General features: G+C 42.8%; 23 protein-coding genes, 1 pseudogene and 1 riboswitch. Of the genes and pseudogenes, 18 read left to right on the top strand and 6 right to left on the bottom strand.

Annotated features, from left to right (window positions below; genetic code table 11):
- Window positions 1-166: 166 nt before the first annotated feature.
- The 10 genes from sufC (at window position 167) to BK139_RS11620 (ending at window position 11,189) form a co-directional block, all read left to right on the top strand.
- Window positions 167-952, top strand: coding sequence for a Fe-S cluster assembly ATPase SufC (gene sufC, locus BK139_RS11665; RefSeq protein WP_035329355.1), 786 nt, complete (start codon window positions 167-169; stop codon window positions 950-952).
- Between the two features lie 17 nt (window positions 953-969).
- Complete coding sequence (gene sufD / locus BK139_RS11660) at window positions 970-2,280, top strand: Fe-S cluster assembly protein SufD (protein ID WP_076258816.1); 1,311 nt, start codon at window positions 970-972, stop codon at window positions 2,278-2,280.
- Entirely contained in the window at window positions 2,280-3,509 is a 1,230-nt protein-coding gene (locus BK139_RS11655) for a cysteine desulfurase (RefSeq protein ID WP_076258814.1), read from the top strand. The genes sufD and BK139_RS11655 overlap by 1 nt, the downstream gene beginning before the upstream one ends.
- Entirely contained in the window at window positions 3,499-3,948 is a 450-nt protein-coding gene (gene sufU, locus BK139_RS11650; RefSeq protein WP_076258812.1) for a Fe-S cluster assembly sulfur transfer protein SufU, read from the top strand. The genes BK139_RS11655 and sufU overlap by 11 nt, the downstream gene beginning before the upstream one ends.
- Before the next feature lie 106 nt (window positions 3,949-4,054).
- Window positions 4,055-5,452: a Fe-S cluster assembly protein SufB gene (gene sufB, locus BK139_RS11645; protein WP_076258810.1), complete on the top strand. Its 1,398-nt coding sequence runs from the start codon at window positions 4,055-4,057 to the stop codon at window positions 5,450-5,452.
- 179 nt (window positions 5,453-5,631) lie between these two features.
- Window positions 5,632-6,477 carry a DUF72 domain-containing protein gene (locus BK139_RS11640; RefSeq protein ID WP_076258808.1) on the top strand — a complete coding sequence of 282 codons (846 nt, stop codon included), beginning with the start codon at window positions 5,632-5,634 and terminating at the stop codon, window positions 6,475-6,477.
- Between the two features lie 116 nt (window positions 6,478-6,593).
- Window positions 6,594-6,896, top strand: a complete 303-nt coding sequence (locus BK139_RS11635) for a YunC family protein (RefSeq protein ID WP_035329361.1) — start codon at window positions 6,594-6,596, stop codon at window positions 6,894-6,896.
- 221 nt (window positions 6,897-7,117) lie between these two features.
- The gene (locus tag BK139_RS11630) at window positions 7,118-8,212 is read left to right on the top strand and encodes an HD-GYP domain-containing protein (RefSeq protein ID WP_076258806.1); all 1,095 of its coding nucleotides are present in this window, start codon (window positions 7,118-7,120) and stop codon (window positions 8,210-8,212) included.
- A gap of 222 nt (window positions 8,213-8,434) precedes the next feature.
- Window positions 8,435-9,181: a sporulation protein YunB gene (gene yunB / locus BK139_RS11625; RefSeq protein WP_048011994.1), complete on the top strand. Its 747-nt coding sequence runs from the start codon at window positions 8,435-8,437 to the stop codon at window positions 9,179-9,181.
- A 64-nt stretch (window positions 9,182-9,245) separates the two neighbouring features.
- Window positions 9,246-9,452, top strand: a riboswitch (Lysine riboswitch).
- Between the two features lie 159 nt (window positions 9,453-9,611).
- Window positions 9,612-11,189, top strand: coding sequence for a Na+/H+ antiporter NhaC family protein (locus tag BK139_RS11620; protein ID WP_076258803.1), 1,578 nt, complete (start codon window positions 9,612-9,614; stop codon window positions 11,187-11,189).
- Window positions 11,190-11,283: 94 nt separating this feature from the next.
- Here the strand turns inward: BK139_RS11620 and BK139_RS11615 are convergent, their stop codons facing one another.
- Window positions 11,284-12,150, bottom strand: a complete 867-nt coding sequence (locus BK139_RS11615) for a YsnF/AvaK domain-containing protein (protein ID WP_076258801.1) — start codon at window positions 12,148-12,150, stop codon at window positions 11,284-11,286.
- A gap of 461 nt (window positions 12,151-12,611) precedes the next feature.
- On the opposite strand from BK139_RS11615, the gene BK139_RS11610 reads away from it, so the two are divergent.
- Window positions 12,612-14,129: a sodium-dependent transporter gene (locus BK139_RS11610; protein ID WP_076258799.1), complete on the top strand. Its 1,518-nt coding sequence runs from the start codon at window positions 12,612-12,614 to the stop codon at window positions 14,127-14,129.
- On the top strand, window positions 14,129-14,236 hold the full coding sequence (locus BK139_RS11605; RefSeq protein WP_076258797.1) for a methionine/alanine import family NSS transporter small subunit: 108 nt from the start codon (window positions 14,129-14,131) through the stop codon (window positions 14,234-14,236). Before BK139_RS11610 ends, BK139_RS11605 begins: the two co-directional genes overlap by 1 nt.
- 38 nt (window positions 14,237-14,274) lie before the next feature.
- Here BK139_RS11605 and BK139_RS11600 read toward each other — a convergent pair whose 3' ends face one another.
- Entirely contained in the window at window positions 14,275-15,267 is a 993-nt protein-coding gene (locus tag BK139_RS11600) for a M23 family metallopeptidase (RefSeq protein WP_076258795.1), read from the bottom strand.
- 315 nt (window positions 15,268-15,582) lie between these two features.
- Here BK139_RS11600 and lipA point away from each other — a divergent pair.
- Window positions 15,583-16,503, top strand: a pseudogene (gene lipA, locus BK139_RS11595) (lipoyl synthase); the annotation flags it as partial.
- A 69-nt stretch (window positions 16,504-16,572) separates the two neighbouring features.
- Here lipA and BK139_RS11590 read toward each other — a convergent pair.
- Window positions 16,573-17,259: a YhcN/YlaJ family sporulation lipoprotein gene (locus BK139_RS11590; protein WP_076258793.1), complete on the bottom strand. Its 687-nt coding sequence runs from the start codon at window positions 17,257-17,259 to the stop codon at window positions 16,573-16,575.
- A gap of 169 nt (window positions 17,260-17,428) precedes the next feature.
- Here BK139_RS11590 and BK139_RS11585 point away from each other — a divergent pair, with 169 nt between their 5' ends.
- Complete coding sequence (locus BK139_RS11585; RefSeq protein ID WP_048011987.1) at window positions 17,429-17,704, top strand: YutD family protein; 276 nt, start codon at window positions 17,429-17,431, stop codon at window positions 17,702-17,704.
- A 57-nt stretch (window positions 17,705-17,761) separates the two neighbouring features.
- Here BK139_RS11585 and BK139_RS11580 read toward each other — a convergent pair whose 3' ends face one another.
- Window positions 17,762-18,049, bottom strand: a complete 288-nt coding sequence (locus tag BK139_RS11580; RefSeq protein WP_076259004.1) for a cytosolic protein — start codon at window positions 18,047-18,049, stop codon at window positions 17,762-17,764.
- A 102-nt stretch (window positions 18,050-18,151) separates the two neighbouring features.
- Window positions 18,152-18,418 (bottom strand): DUF3055 domain-containing protein, encoded by a 267-nt coding sequence (locus tag BK139_RS11575; protein WP_035331963.1) that lies wholly within the window; start codon window positions 18,416-18,418, stop codon window positions 18,152-18,154.
- 380 nt (window positions 18,419-18,798) lie between these two features.
- On the opposite strand from BK139_RS11575, the gene BK139_RS11570 reads away from it, so the two are divergent.
- The 3 genes from BK139_RS11570 (at window position 18,799) to BK139_RS11560 (ending at window position 21,253) form a co-directional block, all read left to right on the top strand.
- On the top strand, window positions 18,799-19,239 hold the full coding sequence (locus tag BK139_RS11570) for a DUF86 domain-containing protein (protein WP_076258790.1): 441 nt from the start codon (window positions 18,799-18,801) through the stop codon (window positions 19,237-19,239).
- Between the two features lie 70 nt (window positions 19,240-19,309).
- Entirely contained in the window at window positions 19,310-19,936 is a 627-nt protein-coding gene (locus tag BK139_RS11565; RefSeq protein ID WP_076258788.1) for a helix-turn-helix transcriptional regulator, read from the top strand.
- 549 nt (window positions 19,937-20,485) lie between these two features.
- Window positions 20,486-21,253 (top strand): TIGR01457 family HAD-type hydrolase, encoded by a 768-nt coding sequence (locus BK139_RS11560; protein WP_076258786.1) that lies wholly within the window; start codon window positions 20,486-20,488, stop codon window positions 21,251-21,253.
- Between the two features lie 31 nt (window positions 21,254-21,284).
- Here the strand turns inward: BK139_RS11560 and BK139_RS11555 are convergent, their stop codons facing one another.
- Window positions 21,285-21,788, bottom strand: a complete 504-nt coding sequence (locus BK139_RS11555) for a phosphatidylglycerophosphatase A family protein (protein ID WP_035331967.1) — start codon at window positions 21,786-21,788, stop codon at window positions 21,285-21,287.
- Between the two features lie 256 nt (window positions 21,789-22,044).
- Here BK139_RS11555 and yutH point away from each other — a divergent pair, with 256 nt between their 5' ends.
- A complete protein-coding gene (gene yutH / locus BK139_RS11550) occupies window positions 22,045-23,052 on the top strand; it encodes a spore coat putative kinase YutH (protein WP_076258784.1) in 1,008 nt (335 codons plus the stop codon).
- The last annotated feature ends 7 nt before the right edge of the window (window positions 23,053-23,059 follow it).

Below are 23,059 nucleotides of genomic sequence, written 5' to 3'. Positions count from 1 at the left end.
ATCTGCAGGCTTTCTAAACATTTTCGTTTGAAAAGTTTGTTTATGGTCTCAAAGAGTTGCTATGATATTTGATTTGTTATAAGATTGTAATGAGAATAAAATGAGAATAGAGATTTGCGGATGAAACCGATTTACAAATCTTTTTTTATTGACGGAGGTATATATTATGGCAGGATCAGTACTTACAATTAAAGACCTTCATGTTGCTATTGAGGGAAAAGAAATACTAAAAGGTGTAAACCTTGAGATTAAAGGCGGAGAAATTCACGCAATCATGGGGCCGAACGGTACAGGTAAATCTACTTTATCTTCTGCTATCATGGGCCATCCAAAATATGAAGTAACACAGGGAAGCATCACGTTAGATGGTAAAGATGTTCTTGAAATGGAAGTTGACGAGCGCGCACGTGCCGGCCTATTCCTTGCAATGCAATATCCAAGTGAAATCAGCGGCGTAACAAATGCCGATTTTTTACGTTCTGCAATTAATAGCCGCCTTGAAGAAGGAAATGAAATTTCTCTTATGAAATTCATCCGCAAAATGGACAGCAAGATGGAATTCCTTGAAATGGATCTTGACATGGCTCAGCGTTATCTTAATGAAGGTTTCTCAGGCGGAGAAAAGAAGCGCAATGAAATTCTTCAATTAATGATGCTTGAACCTAAAATGGCTATCCTGGATGAAATCGATTCCGGATTGGATATCGATGCATTGAAAGTTGTTTCAAAAGGAATCAATGAAATGCGCGGAGAAGAGTTCGGATGCTTAATCATCACACACTATCAGCGCCTTCTTAACTACATCACACCTGACCATGTTCACGTGATGATGCAGGGCCGCGTTGTAAAATCAGGCGGACCGGAGCTTGCACAGCGCTTAGAAGCTGAAGGATATGACTGGATTAAGAAAGAATTGGGCATTGAAGACGAAACAGTTGGGCAAGAAGCGTAAGCGTTAGGGGGATCACTATGACAACGGAAATAAAACTACCATTTGATAAGGAATATGTTAGTTCCTTTTCAAAAGATATGGGCGAGCCGGCATGGCTGACAGAACTCCGTCTAAATGCGCTTGCAGACGCTGAAAGCCTGCCAATGCCAAAGCCTGATAAAACTAAAATAGATAAATGGAACTTCACACAGTTCGAAAAGCACATTGTCGGAAGTGAAGACTTTGCGTCTCTAAACGACCTTCCTGAAGATGTAAGAAACCTGATTGATACAGAAGCTGGCGATCAGAATTTATATATTCAGCGCAATAATAGACCAACGCATTTGACTGTATCTAAAGAACTGCAGGAAAAAGGTGTTATTTTCACAGACATCTTTACAGCGGCAAGAGAACACAGTGAGCTGCTACAGAAGTATTTTATGAAGGATGGCGTCAAAACGAACGAACACCGTTTAACTTCTTTGCACGCGGCTCTTTTAAACGGCGGAGCGTTCTTGTACGTTCCGAAAAATGTGGAAATTTCAGCGCCGATTCAAGCTGTATATATCCATGATGATAAAGAGACAAACCTGTTCAACCATGTATTGGTTGTAGCTGATGATAACAGCTCAGTTACTTACGTGGAAAACTATCTTTCTGTAGTTGAGGAAGCGAACGGCATCTTCAATATTGTTACAGAGGTCATTGCAGGTGCAAATGCACGAGTACAATATGGTGCGGTTGACACACTTGCTAAAGGAACAACAGCTTATGTGAACCGCCGCGGGGTTGCAGGCCGTGATGCCCGCATTGAATGGGCTCTTGGACTTATGAACGATGGCAATACAGTTTCAGAGAATACAACTAACCTTGTTGGAGACGGTTCTTTCGGGGATACTAAAACAGTTGTTGTAGGACGCGGAGAACAGACTCAAAACTTTACAACGAAAGTAGTTCATTTCGGAAGGAATTCTGAAGGCTACATTTTAAAGCATGGGGTTATGAAAGACTCTGCTTCATCCATCTTTAATGGAATCGGTAAAATTGAACATGGGGCTTCCAAGTCAAATGCCGAGCAGGAATCACGCGTACTGATGTTAAGCGAAAAAGCGCGCGGGGATGCCAACCCGATTTTATTAATCGATGAAGATGATGTAACAGCAGGACACGCAGCTTCAGTCGGCCGTGTGGATCCATTGCAGCTTTATTATTTAATGAGCCGCGGCATCTCCCAAAAAGAGGCTGAACGTCTTGTTATTCACGGCTTCCTGGCGCCTGTTGTTAATGCTCTTCCAATTGAAGGCGTTAAAAAGCAGCTGACTGCCGTTATTGAAAGGAAAGTAAAATAATGAATGCCCGTGAGATTCGGCAAATGTTTCCCATCCTGGATCAGGAAGTCAATGGAAATCCTCTTGTTTATCTGGACAGTGCCGCTACTTCCCAAAAGCCTGTTCCGGTAATTGAGGCGATTGATAAATACTACCGGGAATATAATTCGAATGTTCATAGAGGCGTCCATACGCTAGGCACGAGAGCAACCGATGGCTATGAAGGTGCCAGGGAAAAGGTGCGTAAATTCATTAATGCAAAATCTACTGAGGAAGTTATTTTCACAAGAGGAACAACAACTTCCATCAATACAGTTGCAGCAAGCTACGGACGCGCTAACCTCTCAGAAGGCGATGAAATTGTGATCTCCTATATGGAGCACCACAGCAATATCATTCCGTGGCAGCAGGTAGCGAAACAGACGGGTGCCACATTAAAGTACCTTCCCCTGCAGGAAGACGGAACCATCTCCCTTGAGGATGTCAGGACAACCGTAACAGCCGATACCAAAATCGTATCGATCATGCAGGTATCGAATGTACTTGGTGTTATGAACCCGATTAAGGAAATTGCAAAAATCGCCCATGAAAATGGCGCTATTATGGTTGTGGATGGTGCACAAAGTGCTCCGCATATGAAAATAGATGTTCAGGACCTGGATTGTGATTTTCTTGCTTTTTCCGGTCATAAGATGTGTGGCCCTACCGGCATTGGTGTTCTTTACGGAAAGAAAAAGCACCTTGAAAAAATGGAGCCGGTTGAATTTGGCGGCGAAATGATCGACTTTGTCGGCCTCTATGAATCAACATGGAAGGAGCTTCCGTGGAAATTCGAAGGAGGCACGCCAATTATTGCAGGTGCCATTGGGCTGGGTGCTGCTATTGATTTCCTTGAGCAGATTGGCCTGGACGAAATCGAGGCATATGAGCACAAACTGGCCGCCTATGCTATGGGAAAAATGTCTGCTATAGACGGAATGACCATATATGGGCCGAAAGAAGCCTCGAAACGGGCCGGTCTGGTTACCTTTAATATAGACGATGTTCATCCACATGATGTGGCTACTGTATTGGATGCAGAAGGAATTGCAGTCCGCGCCGGCCATCATTGTGCACAGCCGCTGATGAAGTGGCTTAAGGTGTCGGCAACTGCACGTGCAAGCTTCTATCTGTACAATACGGAAGAAGATATTGATAAGCTTGTTTCAGGGCTTGTCAAAACAAAGGAGTATTTCAGCGATGTCTTCTAAAAATTTAGATACCCTTTACCGCCAGGTTATAATGGATCATTATAAAAACCCTCGTAACAAAGGGGTACTTGAAGATGACAGCCTGACGATCAATATGAATAACCCTACTTGCGGGGACCGTATTCAATTGACGCTGAAGCTTGAGGACGGCAAAGTGGCTGATGCGAAATTTGAAGGAGAAGGATGTTCCATCTCCATGTCCTCAGCTTCCATGATGACCCAAGCCATCAAGGGTAAAAATATTGAAGAAGCCTTAAAGTTTTCCAAAGTTTTCTCTGACATGATGCTGGGAAAAGAATATGATGAAGATGATCTGGATCTTGGCGATATCGAAGCTCTTCAGGGAGTTTCCCAATTTCCTGCCCGAATCAAATGCGCCACTTTAGCATGGAAAGCAATGGAAAAAGGCGTTGGCACGGAGAAAGAAGAACAGGAATAAATCAATCAAACGTTTGATTAAAAACTTTTTCGTCTGCCTTGTGTGCTAAAAAACTATGAATTGATAGGGTGTGAACCCTTTCCTATATGAATGGAGGAATACGACGATGGCAAAAAAGATGCCTGAGATCGGCGATTACAAGTATGGTTTTGCCGATAAAGACGTTTCCATTTTCCGATCAAAACGCGGTTTGACAAAAGAAATTGTAGAAGAGATTTCAAAATTGAAGGAAGAGCCACAATGGATGCTTGACTTCCGTTTAAAATCATTGAACCATTTCTATAACATGCCTATGCCGCAATGGGGCGGAGATTTAGCGTCATTAAACTTTGATGAAATTACGTATTATGTAAAGCCTTCTGAAAAAACTGAACGCTCTTGGGATGAAGTTCCTGAAGAAATCAAACAGACATTTGATAAATTGGGTATTCCAGAAGCGGAGCAGAAGTATCTTGCTGGTGTTTCTGCACAGTATGAATCAGAGGTTGTTTACCATAACATGCAGGAAGACCTTGAAGCAAAAGGAATCGTATTCAAGGATACAGATTCCGCTCTTCGCGAAAATGAAGATATTTTCCGTGAGCACTGGGCAAAAGTCATCCCTCCAACAGACAACAAATTTGCTGCATTAAACTCAGCCGTTTGGTCTGGCGGATCGTTCATCTATGTTCCGAAAGGGGTTAAGGTTGATACGCCATTACAGGCATATTTCCGCATTAACTCTGAAAACATGGGGCAATTTGAGCGTACCCTTATCATCGTTGATGAAGGGGCACATGTACACTATGTAGAAGGCTGTACAGCACCTGTGTACACAACTAACTCACTACACAGTGCGGTTGTTGAAATCATCATCAAAAAAGACGCATATTGCCGTTATACAACCATTCAAAACTGGGCAAACAACGTATTCAACCTGGTTACGAAGCGTGCTGTTTGTGAATCAAACGCCACAATGGAATGGATTGACGGAAACATCGGTTCAAAACTGACAATGAAATATCCGGCAGTTATTCTTAAAGGAGAGGGCGCTCGCGGCATGACCCTTTCTATTGCATTAGCAGGCAAAGGGCAGCATCAGGATGCAGGTGCGAAAATGATTCACCTTGCACCGAACACTTCTTCAACGATCGTATCGAAATCGATTTCCAAGCAGGGCGGTAAAGTAACATACCGCGGAATCGTTCACTTCGGCCGCAAAGCTGAAGGTGCACGCGCCAATATCGAGTGTGATACGTTAATTATGGATAACCAGTCAACTTCGGATACGATTCCATACAATGAAATCCTGAACGACAACATCTCTCTTGAGCATGAAGCGAAGGTTTCAAAAGTATCAGAAGAACAGCTATTCTATCTTATGAGCCGCGGAGTTTCTGAGGAAGAAGCAACAGAAATGATCGTAATGGGCTTCATTGAGCCATTTACGAAAGAGCTTCCAATGGAATACGCAGTAGAAATGAACCGCCTGATCAAGTTTGAAATGGAAGGTTCCATCGGTTAATAGCTATTTTAGAAAACCCGTTTACCGGCCATGGTAAACGGGTTTTTAAATAGAATAGGTTCTATTATTTTTGGAAAAATGATGAATAAATTGCTAAAGTGGAGATATATCACTTTGATAAAAGCAAAATCAGTTTTCATTTTAATTTATCAAGACTAAGGCCAAACGGAGGTGTTTCAATGATTATCATAGGCGTAACAGGCTGGGGCGATCATGATAGTCTTTATACAGGCGCCATTTCGCCGAGAGATAAATTAAAGGAGTACGCCGGCCATTTCCCGACAGTGGAAGTGGACTCCGCATTTTATGATGTGCAGCCGAAGCGCAACTCCGCCAGATGGGTAAAAGACACCCCAGATGGTTTTCAATTCATTGTAAAAGCCTATCAGGGCATGACGGGCCATCAGAGAGGCGAAATTCCTTTTGAAAGCAAGGAAGAAATGTTTGAAGCGTTTAAAGATTCTTTGGAGCCTTATATCGAATCCGGCAAACTCGCTATGGTGCTGTTTCAATTTCCGCCATGGTTTGACTGCAAAAAAGCCAATGTCGATTACCTTCGCTGGTGCAAGGAGCAGATGGAGGATATCCCCTGTGCCTTGGAGTTCAGGCATCAATCATGGTTTCGGCCGGAGTTTAGGGAAAGCACGCTAAGCTTTATGAAAGAGGAAGACTGGATTCACAGCATCTGTGACGAGCCGCAAGCCGGTGAGGGTTCTATTCCAATGGTTCTGGAAACAACCAGTCATGATAAGGTTCTTGTTCGGTTTCACGGCCGAAACGTTCACGGCTGGCAGAAAAAGAATGCGGACAACTGGCGGGAGGTCCGCTATCTTTACCGCTATAACGAAAAAGAACTGGCAGAATGGGCAGAACATCTAAAAATGCTCGAGAAAAAATGTAAAAATGTATTCGCCGTTTTCAACAACAACTCCGGCGGTGACGCGGCAGACAACGCTAAACAAATGATCGAAATGCTTGAAATCGAATATCAGCAGCTTGCTCCCAGACAGCTAGATTTATTTTAAACCGGGTGATAGGCACCTATACCACTTCAGCCAACTGGTATAGGTGCCTGCCACGTTCACCCTTTTCTTTGTCCGCACATATTGTGTAAGGGAAAAGGAAAGGAGTGGGTGCAGGTATGATTGATTTGAAGCCGATTGATATAGATGGCCACACTTTTTTGAGTGTTTCGGTGCAGCTGCCGAAGACCAATCTGCTGGTGGTAACGAATGATAAAGGGTATATCATGTGCGGAGCCCTGGATGTAGCTTTGCTGAATGAGAAGCTTAAGGACCGCAAAGTAATTGCCGGCAGGGCTGTCGGTGTAAAAACGATAGATCAGCTGTTAAATGCCCCGCTTGAATCTGTCACTTATGAGGCCGAGGAGCTGGGAATTGTTAAAGGAACGATCGGAAAAGAAGCACTTCTCAAAATGATCTAAAGGCATGCCTGAATAGGCCTGTCTTTTTTTATGCATTAGGCGCTTTTCACATAAATTATTCTATCCGCAAGTAAAAGCGGGTTATACTTACATAAATCTTTCTATCCGGAAATATATCATAAACCCACTCTCAAGCTGGGAAATTTGTCGTATAATGTAAATAAAACCAAATAATGCCCGAAATATAAAGTAGCACCGAAAAATGGATATGGGAGATACATATGAGATTAGCAGCAACCAATACAATTGAGACTGGCAGTGTTTTGGCCAAAGCTATATATAATGACAAGGGTCAGGTCCTTTTGCATGAAGGTGTGGAGCTGGCAGATAAATTAATACATAAACTGCAGGAAATGGGTATTACCTATGTGTATATCAAGGATTTACGCACTGAGGATATCCAATATAAGGACCCTCTGACTCCCCAAATGCGCAAACAGGCTATCGAAACCATTGAAACCGTTCTGAAGGAAGTACAAGCAAATAAAGAGTTATCAGGCTCTCTGGTAATTGAGAATGCCTCCAAGCGGCTCTCAGGGCTGATACGTCAGCTGATCAGTGAAATAAGGGGAAATAAAGAGCTTCTTACGATCCTATCAGATGTTTATACATATGATCACTATATATTCACACACTCCCTGAATGTGACTCTTTATTCACTGGCAATCGGGATGAAGCTTCAGCTCCTGCCAAAGGAACTTGAAATCCTGGGGCTGGGTGCTATTCTTCATGATGTCGGAAAGATGAAGGTGCCTGCAGATATTCTTATGAAACCGGGTAAATTGACAGAAGACGAATTTAAATCAATAAAGAAGCATCCGGAAGATGGATTTAATATATTAAGAAAAGTAGAGACGATCCCTCTCCTCGTTGCACATTGCGCCTTTCAGCATCATGAGAGATTAAATGGTTCAGGCTATCCGCGCGGCCTGCAGGGGAACGAGATTCATGAATTCGGCAAGATAATTGCGATTGCCGATGTGTTTGACGCAGTAACATCCAACCGCATTTACAGGCAGGCTATGCTCCCCCACGAAGGGCTGGAAGTTCTGTATGCAGGGGCCGGAAAATTATTTGATAAGAAAGTCATTGAAGTTTTCCGTAAGGCAGTAGCCGTGTATCCAGTTGGTGTTACAGTCGAGCTGAATGATGGAAGAAAAGGTGTTGTCTGCCGGCAGAACGCGGGTCTCAGCGACAGGCCTGTTATCCGGATACTTGAAGAAAAGGGCAGGAATGTGGTCCCATATGAAGCAGATTTAAGGCTTGAATTGAATTCTGTTATTACAGGCTGTGATACAACTTTAGTACAACAATAAAGTGAAACTTCAATCAGTGGGGGGGGGCTTTATCCCCCGCTGATTGTTAGTTGAACCAATCGGGCCATTACGGGCAGTTTGACCCCCGCTTATCCTCCTTTGATTCCGCTGAGTCTGGAGTGGGGTCTTACTGCCCGTTAGACTGAGATAAACTATTTTGGATTTTTGAGCCTAGTTCCCTCCTTTACAGCATACATATAGCTTGTAAAGGGGGGATTTGTTTTGGCAAAATTTCGCGGCCGGCTGCCCCGGAAAGGTCCTCTTCCATTTCGTTATGTATTTCTTTTGACCTTTGTATTTTTTGTTATCTCAACAGCTGCCGGCCTCTGGATTATCAATGAAGGGCTTAAACCAACACTTATGAGCTATGCCGATTCACAGACAAGGAAAATCGCATCATTGGTGATAAACAATGCGATTAATAAAAAAATTACCAATGTGATGGATTTGGAAGATATGTTTGAAGCGAGCGAGAGCGGTGTGGTCAGCATAAACGTGGAAAAGCTGAACAGAGTCAAAGCGGAAGTAACCGAACTGGTTCAGGATAATATTAAAAAAGCGGAAAAGGGCGATTTGGATGCGTTGGAGTCCTTTACAGACGTGGAAATCAACACGGAGGAAATGCAGCACTCAAATGGAATTGTCTATTACGTGCCGCTTGGCCAGGCAACCAATAATGCCCTCCTTGGTAATTTGGGTCCCCGTATACCGGTGAAGTTTAATGCAGTCGGTTCCGTTACCTCCAATTTCATAACTGAAACAAAGGATCACGGAATAAATAATGTGGAAGTGAAGGTGCTGGTCCGCCTGGACGTACAGGTTCAAATTATCATTCCTTTTGCCACCAAAATTATCACAGTACAGGAAGATGTGCTGGCCGCTTATGGCATTTATCCTGGAAAGGTCCCGCAATTTTACAATGGCGGAGGGGGTACCTCGCCATCAATCGAAATACCGGCCGGCCAATAAAGCTTGCAAATAGATTGGTATTTTGATAAGATTCTACTATAATTTCATAAAACCTTATCATATCCGATGGGGTAGAGGTGCAGGGTTCATAAGTATGCTGTGTGAGGATGACAACGACGACCGCAGCCGAAAGGGAATGTTGCCGAAGCAAGATTAGTGAGTCAGAACTATTTTTGCTGGGGTTACTTCGAATAGGAGTAACACTGTCATTATGAGGGGAAAGTATGAATATACTTTGTCAAAGCCTTCATAATGGGGAGCTACAGATCGTGATGGAGAAACTAATTACTTCAAAAGAGTAATGATAGATTTTTCTCTATCGTTACTCTTTTTTTATTTTGGTTTTTGTCATCATCCTTGTTGTTCCCCTGATTGCAAAACGGACATGCCGCGTGGCGGTGATCCAAAAAAAACAAGAGGAGGACAAGAAATGACTAACACGATTTTCTCCCTGCTGCCGCCTTTGGTAGCAATCGCTATGGTTATCCTGACCAGGCGCGTATTGCTGTCACTGGGAGTGGGGATTGTAACAGCCGCACTATTGCTGGCTGAATTCAGCATCACAGAAACCTTCAGCATCATTTGGGATGCTGTAAAAGGAATTTTTGTTTCGGACGGAGAGCTGAACACCTGGAATGTATATATTATTCTATTCTTGCTTGTATTAGGAGTTATTACTGCATTTATCTCTATCTCAGGCGGAAGCCGCGCTTTTGGAGAATGGGCGATGAAGCGGGTCAAGACCCGTGCAGGCGCACAGATTGTTGGAGCTGTTTTAGGTATTATCATTTTCATTGACGACTATTTCAATGCTCTTGCAGTCGGTCAGATTTCACGTCCCATTACAGACCGCCAGCGCGTATCCCGTGCAAAGCTGGCGTACCTGATTGATTCGACTTCAGCACCTGTTTGTGTGGTTTCACCGGTTTCCAGCTGGGGAGCATACATTATTGCGCTGATCGGGACAATCCTTGCTGCACATAATGTTACCGAGTATTCAGCTTTCTCGGCATTTATTCAAATGATTCCCATGAACCTTTATGTATGGGCTACTCTTGCTATTGTATTTATCGTGGCGTTAAGAGGCATAGAGATTGGGCCAATGAAAGTACATGAGAAGCGGGCAGTTGAAGAGGGGCTTGTAATGGATCCAGAGAAGCCTGCACCTGGTGAATTGAAGGACGACCTTCCAACAAGTTCGAAAGGATCTGTCGGCGATCTTGTCTGGCCAATCATTGCTCTTGTCATTGGTACAGTGGGCTCAATGTTTTGGACGGGTTTACAGGCGGTTGAAGGAAATGCGACTGTATTACAAATATTTGAGAACACGGATGTCTCTAAATCCCTAATCCTTGGTGGCCTCGTGGGTCTATTGGTTTCGTTAGGTTTATTCTTCCGTCAGGCGTTCTCCTTGAAGGGCGTTAACCCGAATGTTTTTGGGAAAGGAGTATGGGAAGGCATTAAATCCATGCTTCCAGCTGTTTATATCTTGCTGTTTGCCTGGGCGATTGTTGATTTAATCGGCCGTCTGGAAACTGGAAAGTATTTAGCCGGTCTTGTGGAAAGCTCAAATATGAGCACATCATGGCTTCCGTTTTTACTTTTCGTCATAGCGGGAATTATGGCATTCAGCACCGGAACTTCATGGGGATCTTTCGGCATCCTGCTTCCGATTGCTGGAGACATTGCCGCTGCAACAGATATTTCTCTGTTATTGCCGGCTATGTCTGCTGTCCTTGCCGGTGCCGTATTCGGCGACCATTGTTCACCGATTTCAGATACAACGATTCTTTCTTCAACAGGTGCAGGCTGTAACCATATGGACCATGTGATGACTCAGCTTCCATATGCCTTGATCTCAGCGGGAATCGCTGCTGTTGGATATCTGGTCATCGGATTTACTGGCAGCACTGTTATCGCATTACTTACAGTGGCTGTTCTTGTAGCGGCATTTGCTTTCCTTGGACGCGGCAAAAAAGAAGCCTGGCAGGAGAACAGGGCAAGTTAGAAACTATAAAAAAGGCCTTCTCTTTGAGAGAAGGCTTTTTTAGATGCTGTCCAACATAAATGAAAAGGTTCCCCTGGAGGGAACCCTTTTAATTTTATAGGTTATTATTTTTTCTATTTAAGTCTTCATCTTCTGTAATGTGTTCATGCCCTCCCTCAAAATGCACTTCTTCTTTCTTGAGATTTTCCTTGACCTGCTGTGTTTCCTGAACTTCCCGTTTGCCTACGACAATCTCTTCGGTGACCACGGGCTTTTTGGAGACTTCCACACGCTCTTCTGTAATAGGAATCCTGATTGTTTCATCGTCCGATATTGGTGAGACGCCGGCGCCATCCGGATCATCCACTTTTCTTCTTTCTACATATACTTCTTCATGCTCGACAGGTACATTTATTGTTTTTTGTTCTTCAACTACGTCCTTTTGGATCTCAACTTCTCCGGCTTGTACACGTTCCTTCGACACATCGAGCTGTTCTTCCCGCAGTTTTAATGATTGCTCATCATCTGCAGCTGAATTTCTTAGCTCATCATATCCGTCAGTGTAAGTGCTGTGCTCTTTGGCTTCAGCAGTTCCTGCATTGGCAAAGCCAGTTGAAGTATCAATTCTTTCACTGTATAAAATGATTTTCCCCTCGTTCACATACGTTTCATACTTGCGGGCATCATCATCTGACATGCCCAGTTCTCTGAACTTTTCACCTGCAGAGTTGCTGCTCATGCGGTCATCATCAAACCAGGATGCCAGACTGTTTAAGAAGCCTGCACTTTCACTGCTGTCTCTATTCTTAGTCTCGAAGGTTTCTGTATGAACACCGGTTTTATCTTCAAGAGATGTATCCAGATGTTCTGACTGCGCAATGATCGAAAGCTCCTGAACAGGGTATCCCTCATTTTGCAGTTCTTGAACGGCATTTACCGCTTCCCTTTGTGAATTATAAACTCCGATAATATTGGTATCCATTTGTAAAAACCTCCTTATGATTTTCATTCTATATTTGGAAATTTTTAAGCACATTGGTTATATTCCCGAGGCCACCGAGACCAAACGAGGTTAATTTTGACATCCATGGTTGTGTATTTAGAATTATCTGAATAAACTGCGAAAGTTTTTAAGTTTTAGGAATAAATTTTACAAAGGAGGTGAGGACAGGAATAACTTGGTCAGTTTTGTTAAGATAACTCCTGACCGGGTGGAATCCAAATGGAAATTAAAATAGGAATATATTAATTTTCTTAGACGCTTTACTCTGGTATTGTGCTAAAACTAATTATTTCGAAAAATATTACTATTAGGAAAATAATGTTTTGACAGAATATCAAAAACTAGCTATACTAGGCTTAGTTAGATTTAATTATCTGAAAATATAAAAAGTTCCCATTGTTCTTTTTAATTGGGGATATCTACAGGGGGTAGGATTTACTATGGATAATCGTCCGCAGTGGGGATCCAGAGCTGGGTTTATTATGGCAGCTGTGGGTTCTGCAATTGGTCTAGGAAACATTTGGCGTTTCCCGGCAGTTGCTTATGAAAATGGAGGGGGAGCATTCTTTTTTCCATATTTGTTTGCCTTGCTGACAGCAGGTATACCGCTTTTGATTATGGAATTTACAATTGGCCATAAGTTCCGCGGATCAGCACCATTGTCTTACGCAAGATTAAGTAAAAAATACGAATGGCTGGGCTGGTGGCAGGTCGCCATTTCATTTGTCATTTCAACATATTATGCAGTTATCATCGCATGGGCAATGTCATTCGCAGGCTTCTCGTTTAATCTTAAATGGGGAGACGATCCAAACGGATTCCTATTTGGAGAATATTTAAAGCTTGCAGAAACACCAGGAGATGTAGGCGGAATTGTACCGGGAGTCTTCATACCGTTAGTTATTGTCTGGGCTGTGACACTTGGAATCCTGTTCAAGGGAATTAAAAAAGGTATCGAAATCGCGAACAAAATCTTTATTCCAGTTCTTGTAGTTTTATTCTTAATTATCGTTGTTCGCGCATTGACTCTTGATGGAGCTATTGCTGGTTTGGATGCTTTCTTTAAGCCAAACTGGGAAATGATAGCGGACCCTAAAGTCTGGGTAGCGGCCTACGGCCAGATCTTCTTTAGCTTATCAATTGGATTTGCCATCATGGTAACCTATTCAAGCTACCTTCCAAAGAAAACGGATTTGACAAACAGTGCTTTCATTACCGGCTTTGCAAACTCCGGTTTTGAACTTCTTGCTGGTATCGGTGTTTTTGCTGCACTTGGATTCATGGCTGCACAGCAGGGTGTAGGCATTAATGAGGTTGTATCATCAGGTGTAGGATTGGCATTCGTTGTATTCCCGCAGATCATTAACGAATTCCCTGCTTTAAATGGCTTATTCGGTTCTTTCTTCTTTATCTGTTTAACACTGGCCGGTTTAACATCGTTAATCTCAATTGTTGAAACGTTTGTTGCCGGAGTACAGGATAAGTTTAATGTTTCACGTAACAAAGCTGTTCTTGTAGGCGGCGGTTTATCTGCTGTTATTTCCATCCTCTTTGCGACTCAGGGCGGTCTATACTTCCTGGATGCAGCGGACTACTTCATCAACCAATTTGGTGTTGCGCTAGCAGGACTGGTACAGGTAGTTATTGTAGGATGGGTGCTTAAAGAGCTCAAGAATCTTCAGAATCATGCAGATGCTGTATCTGATATTAGACTGGGTTCCTGGTGGAAGATATGCTTGACAGCTATTACACCAATCGTGCTTGGCTATATGATGATTCAAAACATTATTACAAATATTAAAGAGAATTATGAAGGGTACCCTACCAGCTTCCTTCTTTATTCCGGCTGGGGAGTAGCAATAGGAGCCATTATCTTAGGATTTGTGTTTATGGCTATTAAAAAGAATGATACACAGTCTAAGCTTAGAATACCAGCTGATAAGGAGGTATCTCAATAATGTCTGGAAGTGCAATTACAATGATGGTGGTTGGGATGCTCATTATCTGGGGCGGCCTTGCAGCAAGTATCATAAATGCTGTGTCCAAAGCAAAAAAAGCTAAATAACTTATGAAGGACTGCCTGGCTAATGGGCAGTCCTTTATTTATTTTCTTCTGGCTTTTATCCTATCTTGTCTTTCCCATAATCTTAAGTGTGGATATGGATCGTAGGACCATTCAGTATAGCCGTTGTCTTTGTAGATGCCATAATGAAGATGTGGCGGGAATTTGCCTGATGTACCCGGAGGCCCATATCCGGAGCTTCCTACTCCGCCTATCATCATGCCGGGTTCAACGATTTGACCGACTCTTAGCTCCTTTGCAAACCCGCTTAAGTGGGCAAAATAATGGTAATTGTTATTAATGTCACGGATGCCAATTCTCCATCCTCCATATTTGTTCCAGCCCTTCATTTCCACTATTCCGTAGGAAGTAGCCCGGACGGGTACCCCGTAATCAGCGAAAATATCGGTTCCCTCATGAATCCGTCTCCCGCCCCAGCCCCTTGCGTCACCCCAGGTATTTCTATAGCTGTAATTGCTCCTCAAAGGGACAGGGAAGGCGTGATCATCGAGATCAAGGCGGCCGAACTGTTTGTAAATTTGGGCTTTGCCGATGATAATGCCTACAGCTTTATCCCGCTTATAATAATTCCACAATCCAATTTTTAAATTATCATGGTCTGTACCATAGGAGAGAAGGAAATTTGCAAAGGAATGAAGAACATCTTCATCACTTTTCAAGCTGGCTTTACCGTCCCCGTCCCCGTCAAATCCTATTCCATCGAAAAATTGTATGGATGCAGGGTTTTCATCAGATGGATTTGGATTCAAAATCCCCGCCCATTCTTCAGGTTTGAAATAGATTCCTGTAATGCCTTCAGCTTTGGGAATATCCCTTCTTGACTGCCGGACATTCCTTTCATACTGATCAATCCCCGCAAGGTAATACCAGGGAATGTTCGTAACCGCTTCAACTCTTTTATATAAGGCCATTCTTTGTGTATATATATCAGCTGCATTTTCTTCGGCACTGACTGTACATAAGGAAATCAGAAAAAACGATAAGGCTGCAGCAGCGGTAAATATAATCCGCACGGAAATCCTCCCTTCTGTGATGGTCTGCTTATATAGTTTGTGATGAATGGATAATTTAATAAATATCAATTAATGGTAATACCAGAATCTTCGGCTTGTCCTCTTCATTTCATTATGATAAAGTGGCATCAGGTGAAGCCTAATCAGCTTAGTCGGATTTGTTTTATGACTGGCTTTTTTAATGGGCAGGAAAGTATAAATTCTGAAGTCAGAAAACTGTCTAGCTCAAGCAGCATAACCCCCTCGAAGTTTCCTCAGGGGCGGACAAGGGCGCTTGCGCTTTTCTTTACGTCTAGCTTCAGACTAAGGAGTGGGAAAATGAGCAAGAAAGAAGAGTATTTGCGCAAGCCGGAATGGCTGAAAATAAAGTTGAACACAAATGAAAATTATACTGGCCTAAAAAAAATGATGAGGGAAAAGAACCTGCACACTGTATGTGAAGAAGCTAAGTGTCCCAATATCCATGAATGCTGGGCAGTAAGAAGAACGGCTACATTTATGATTCTTGGCGATGTTTGTACGCGTGCCTGCCGTTTCTGTGCAGTCAAAACGGGCCTGCCGACTGAATTGGATCTACAGGAACCGGAACGCGTGGCTGATTCTGTGGCTCTTATGAACTTAAAGCATGCTGTAGTAACAGCCGTTGCAAGAGATGATCTAAAGGACGGAGGTGCTGCTGTTTTCGCAGAAACAGTACGTGCCATTAGAAGAAAAAGTCCATTCACTACCATTGAAGTATTGCCTTCCGACATGGGCGGTGTTTATGAAAACCTGAAAACACTTATGGATGCCCGTCCCGATATACTCAATCATAACATCGAAACTGTTGAGCGCCTGACTCCAAGAGTAAGAGCACGTGCGAAATATAAGCGCTCTCTTGAATTTTTAAAGCGTGCAAAAGAAATGCAGCCGGATATCCCTACAAAATCCAGCCTGATGATCGGGCTTGGCGAAACCAAAGAGGAAATCATTGCGGTAATGGATGACCTGCGTGCTCATGATGTAGACATTATGACAATAGGGCAGTATCTGCAGCCATCCAAGAAACATATTAAAGTGCTGAAGTATTATTCACCTGAAGAATTCCAGGAGCTGAAGGACATTGCAATGAGCAAAGGATTCAGCCATTGTGAAGCAGGTCCTCTTGTCCGATCTTCCTACCATGCTGATGAACAGGTAAATGCGGCAGCTAAACAAAAGCAGATTATGGGAGAAAAGGAAATTCAGCAAGCATAAAGTAAAAAGAGTCCAGCGCCATCGCTGGACTCTCTTTTTTGCAATACAGGAAGAGTCTCCCTCAAAGGGTTAACGATTCCCTGCTTTTTTAACGGCTTCTCCAAGGTCATCTTTATCCATGTCATCATTTCTTTCGCCTTGCATTTCACCGTTTTCATTTTCACTTTCACTCATTTTTTCTCCTTGAGGAGATTTAAGCATTTGTTTGATTAACTGGTTAATGCCATTTTCAGCATTACGTCCATCAGAATCCACTGTTGCATAGTTTTCAACATTTTTCCTTAATGATGTATCGTCACTTACATAGACATGATACCATCTTGGGACAACAGACATAGCCATCTTCTTGACCTGATCAGCTGTCTGATTTCTGTTTTTTGTGTCAGTATTATATACAATCAGGACTTCTTCATCTGTCACAAGAGTTGAAATGTCGTCCACATTCGGAACTTCTGTGCAATATTTCCCGATAATATCTGCAACCTGTTCACGGTCAATGGCAGCATAGTGGTCCGCTGAAACGTTGTCTCCCATAATTGGGCTTTTTTGATGGCGTACATATCCGAAGTCTTCACCGATATTGTTTCTGCCATTCCGGCCGTTGCCCATATTCCTATTGTATAATTCAGCACGCTGGTCATTTACATTTATTGTATGACCGGTTTCTTCATAGATATCCTCTTTTGCGGCATTATTTTGGCAGGCAGTCAGTGCAGCCATGCTGCTAATGCCGAGAATGATTAGTGATTTTTTCACTATAAACACCTCCTCATTTATAGAATTGCCACGGTTATATTTTTTTCTCTTAGTAATTGATGGGGAATCAGTTATAATTTAAATAGGACAAGTTATTGGTTTGTTTTCATATATCATGTTATTTCCAATATAATACTGTTACATATGCTCTTATAATGAGGTGAAAAAATTGGTTAGCATTAACAATATCAGTTATGAATTGATCCAGGAAGAACGGGATGGTTTCAATGAGGAGGCATTCCGGGCCAGATATAGCGAAATTTTATCCAGATATGACTATATTGTCGGGGACTGGGGATATGGACAGCTTCGTCTCCGCGGTTTTTTCGATGATCAGAGCCAGAAAGCTTCATTTGATACAAAAATCAGCACACTTACCGAATACCTTTACGAATTCTGTAATTTTGGCTGTGCCTATTTTGTTGTGAAAAAAGTTAAAAGCTAAAAAGGGCAGGGGAAACCCGGCCCTTTTATTTAAAATTCAAGTGCGCATGCGCTTTGCTTAAGTCTCTGTGTATGGCGGCTCTTCGTTTTTATCAAGGTCGTCATGCGGAGGGTGCGCACCTGGCATTTGCCGCGGCAAGTTTTGGTGAAGGGACTTGAACTCATAGTTAAAGGCACTGTAATAGCGCTGGCCCTCCTGCCAAGGGGTGCTTTTATTCTCTACCGGTTCATCCGCATTTCTCGGAGCGCCATATGCCCCTTCAGGCAAGTCCTCGGGAATCAGGAAATTCCTTTGGGTTTCCACATTTGAGAAATCGGTGTATGTGCGTCTTTCTTTATCGTCCATGCCATCACTCCTTAGGAAGTTATATGAAGCAGGGTCTTTAAAGAAGAAAAAAGAAGAACCCACAAAATAGGTTCCCCTTTAGTATCTGTTTATTATCGTATATTAAACGATTTCCATCAGAAATGATTTAAGGTCCTCTGCATCTTCCTCGGAAAGCTGAAATACATGCTCAAGATAGCCTTCTTCCTTTAAGTCATCTTCTCCAATGATGGCAAAGCGGCTTCCCTGGATATCAAGGACCAATTGTTTGCCGTAATAGCGATCAGAACGAACGATAGCTAAGTCGAATCTCTGGTTTTCCCCCATAAAGCTGACAAATCTGGTTTTTGTATCTTCAAGATCATCATATAAGAAAAAGCGTTCTGCCAAATATAACACTCCTTAGTTGTTTTATCGCAGTCTAACGGGCAGTAAGCCCCCCTTCAAGACTCAGAGGAATCAAAGGAGGATAAGTGGGGGTCAAACTGCCCGTAAAGGCCCGATTGGTTCAACTAACAATCAGTGGGGGATGAGGAAAACCCCCACTGATTGAAGTTTCACTTTATATACCGATTATAGCATGTCCTTTTAAGGTTTATCCCCCCGGAGCTGAAATAACTCAATGTGATCCCCATTGAAGGTATTGAAAACTTTATATACAATATAAAGGTATAGAGAACTTTAGGATTTCGGGTGGCTGTTGATGAAACGGGTGCAGGGCGAATGCTTAAACCAGGAGCCTGAAATCTTCATAGGAGGAACGAAGCGTTATGTATTTCGTAGACAGGGAAAAGATTGAAGACACACTCAGTTATCTGGAACAGCAAATCTCCCTTTTTGAAGAAGTGAAAGAGTGGACATCCCCTATAGAAAAGGCAGCATTGGAACGGATTGCCCAAATTATGATCGAAGCAATCCTTGATACCGGAAATACGATGATTGACGGTTTTATCATGAGGGATCCAGGCAGCTACGATGATATCGTGGATATTCTTGACGATGAAAAAGTAATCAGCAAGGAAATGAGCGAGAGCTTTAAACAATTCATTACATATCGTAAAATGCTCGTCCAAAACTACACAGATGTCAATCACGAGGGTCTGAAAGCAGCGATTAGCAGCCATATCCCCATGATTAAAGAGTTTCCAGGCCGGGTCAGAGAGTATCTGATCAATGAACTCGGACCGGTTTCTGCATTTAAACCTCAATAAGGATCGGAGAAATCCGATCTTTTTCTCCAGGGCAGATTAGTCTTGAATAAAGAGAAGGGCGGTGAATAGCATGCATATTGGAGAAAACTCCACAAGAGATATGATTCTGAGGTTAATCAAAACAGCGGGAAAACGATCCATACTGGAAATGGCCCAGGAGCTGAAAATATCCGAAATGGCCGTCAGAAAGCATGTTCAGTCCCTTGAAAAGGACGGATTTATTACATCTGCAATCCAGAGGCAGACAAAAGGGCGCCCTTCAAAGCTTTATCAGCTAACAGCAAAAGGAGAAGATTTGTTTCCAAAAAAATACAAGCAGCTAAGTGTTGAATTATTAAAAGAATTAAAAAGCATGGGGCAGGGCCATTTAATTACTGAGTTGTTTTCCAGGAGAAAAAGCCGCCTCATACAGCAGTATGAGTTTCAGACAGCGGGGAAGTCATTCTCTGAAAAGCTTCAAATCTTGGAGGAACTCCTTCTGCTTGAAGGCTTTATGCCAGAAGTTCGTTTAGAGGAAGGTCAGGTCCATCTCAAAGAATTCAATTGCCCATATATCAAAACAGCAGAAGAATTTATACAAATCTGCAGATCTGAAAAGGAATTTATTAAGGATTTCCTTTCTGCTGATAAGGTTGATGTCAAATCCTGTATGGCTGCGGGTGACGGGTGCTGTCATTATATAATAAAGCAAGATTAAGCGAGGCTCCTGTTTAAGGAGTTTTTTTTTGATGTTTTAGAAAACTATAAAATCGCCGCTTGTTTATAACTTTGTGCATAAGTTTATCTACGTCTAGCTCCAGCGCCTACCCCCTCGAGGTCACAAGCTTGTCTTGTTTCGGCTCCTAGGGACTCGGGATCATAAGCCGTTTCCTTCCAGAAGGGAATACACCTTCTTACAGGAACCGTCTTATGCCTGTCGTCCCTGAGCAGTCGCCTCCACATTTCGGGCAATCTGCCCAGAAAGGTAAAGGACACCTTTCCGTGCAGCTCGTCTTGTGCTTGAGTCCCCCAGGATGGGGGTCATGCAGACGACGTTGCCACAGGACGTGGCGTTCTTAGTCTGCGTTCATTCGTGAGCAAGGCGCTTGCGCTTTTGTTCCGGGAAATACTGCGTAATCTGCAATCGTGAAAAATTGCACAATTCACCCTGTTCCTTTATGATATCTTTTATGGGCGAAAGCCAAGTTAAAAAGCAATAAATATAGGGATACTAATCAAAGCTCAGATCATAAGGGGAGGAAGAACTTTGAAAAAATATAAAGGTTACTTAATCGATTTAGATGGCACTATGTATCGCGGGACAGAGTTGATTAATGAGGCTGCCGACTTTGTCAAAAGGCTTCAGGAACTGGGTCTGCCTTATTTGTTTGTGACAAATAATTCTTCAAGAACACCAGGCCAGGTGGCGGATAAGCTTGTGAAGTTTGGCATTCCGGCTGAAGAGAGACAGGTATTTACAACGAGCATGGCCACTGCCAGCTACATATATGAACAGCAAAAAGATGCTTCTGTATATGTGATCGGAGAAGAAGGAATACGGGAAGCGCTGTCTGAAAAAGGGCTAAGCTTTGGAGAGGAGCATGCAGACTTCGTTGTGGTGGGGATTGACCGCTCAATTAACTATGAAAAGCTGTCCATTGCCTGTCTGGCTGTCCGGAATGGGGCAACCTTCATTTCCACAAACGGAGACATTGCCATTCCGACAGAAAGAGGCCTTCTGCCTGGCAATGGGTCACTAACCTCTGTCATCACTGTATCGACACAAACACAGCCTGTTTTTATTGGCAAGCCGGAATCAATTATTATGGAGCAGGCTTTGAAGGTGCTGGGAACTGCCAAGGAAGAAACGCTGATGGTTGGAGATAACTATGATACGGATATCTTAGCAGGAATGAATGCCGGTATGGATACCCTGCTTGTCCATACAGGGGTAACAACGAAAGAATTATTGAAGGGCTATGAGAGACAGCCGGACTTTGTACTCGAATCATTAGCAGATTGGGACTTCAAATAGAAAAAGGATGGAGAAAGTCTCCATCCTTTTTCTATTCAACATTTTCAGCACTATGTGCAAGTCTGCTCGAAGCGGCTGCAGCAATAGCTCCTACGATATCATCAAGGAAGGTATGGCATCTGCCTGAACTCTTATCGTTCAGATCCTTTAGAATGCCCGGCTTCAATTTATCGATATAACCGAAATTGGTAAATCCGATGGAACCATATACGTTTACAATGGATAAGGCCAATACTTCATCCGCACCGTATAGTCCTTCATCTGTAGCGATAATCGATTGCAGCGGCTCCAGGAGTTTCTTTTCCTCGGCCAGCATATCAAGCTGAATTCCTGTCAAAATGGCATTTTGCACTTCTCTTTTTGATAAGACACGCTCAACATTATGAATGCAATCCTTCATCTGCAAATCGGGGTGATATTTCTCCTGGAGGAAGAACACCAAATCAGCTATATCCTGTATTTCAACCCCTCTTTCATGTAGCCATTTACGTGCTGTCTGCTCTGTAAGGTTAACTGCTTTTTTTTCTTCATTCATTGGCTTCACCTTTTCTGTTAATAAATGATTGCGGTAAGTACATCAGGCCTTTAAAGGGCCTGTGCAGTTCATTTTTAGATTCTTTTCACTATGTATATACCCTTTTTTTATCAAATATGCCCACTGCCGCTCAAACGGAAAAAATTCATTTTCTATATCATTTCCATGGTACACAGTCTTATCCAAGAAAACAACAAGTTTTAAAGTCTTCAATCATATATATCCCTTAAGGATCTTTTTAAAATGAGGTGGTTTAATGTTTAGAAAGCTTTTGAAAGAACAATTTGGCATAGAAGCAGAAGATACAATCAGAATCGGAAAATATGACGCATGCCGGAAGCAGGGGCAACTTTATTTGCTTGTGCCTGCGGGGCATACAGATGAAGAAGAGCTTGATGAACTGGACCGAATGGCAGAACACCTGTCCAATAACGGAGATAGAAATATAAGCACTTTTTTGAAAACGAAGGAAGGCAAGCAGTCCATTGACTGGAATGATAGCCGTTTTTGCATTTTAGTTAATCGGCATACCATGAGCAGGAAGCAGAATCAGTTTGGACGAAAGCTGGCAAAGTTTCACTACAGAGGCAGGAGCATTTCTTTTCCTGTGAAAAAAACGAGCAGAATCGGGCAATGGAAACAGCTTTGGGAACAGCGGCTTGACCAAATGGAAAAGGTATGGAATGAGATGCTTTTCCAAAAACCCGAAAATGATTTTGAAAGAATGTTTTTAGAGTCCTTTCCATACTATATGGGGCTGGCTGAAAACTCAATACAGTATCTTGTGGATACAGAGCTCGACGATGAACCCGGAATGGCAGACAGCGGAACCGTATGTCATGTTAGACTGACATCTGCCACTTGGGGTGACAGTTATTATATGAAAAATCCATTTGACTGGGTATTTGATCACTCATCCAGAGATTTAGCTGAGTGGACAAGGGAAAAATACTTCCGAAATATCAAGACGTATCAGCCGGAACTCCGCCAATTTCTATCGGAATATCAAAGTGTAGGAGGATTATCCTCTTTTTCATGGCGGTTATACTATGCCCGTCTTTTGTTTCCCCTCCATTATTTTGAAACAGTAGAAAATTATTATGGCGCTGATTCTGAGCAGCAGAAGCTGGTGCTTCAGGAGCGCCTGCAGAAGTATCTCTGGCAGTCTGACGACCATGAGCGTTTTCTGGGAGGGTTTTTCGAATTTGCGGAAGTTCCGATCAAAAAACTAAGGATTCCACTGGTGAATTGGATTAAGAACTGAAAAAAAG

The sequence above is a fragment of the Paenibacillus sp. FSL R5-0490 genome, assembly GCF_001956215.1.
Classification (GTDB): domain Bacteria; phylum Bacillota; class Bacilli; order Bacillales; family Cytobacillaceae; genus Cytobacillus.
The sequence above is the reverse complement of the archived record's forward strand: the minus strand, read 5'-3'. Positions and strand labels throughout refer to the sequence as shown.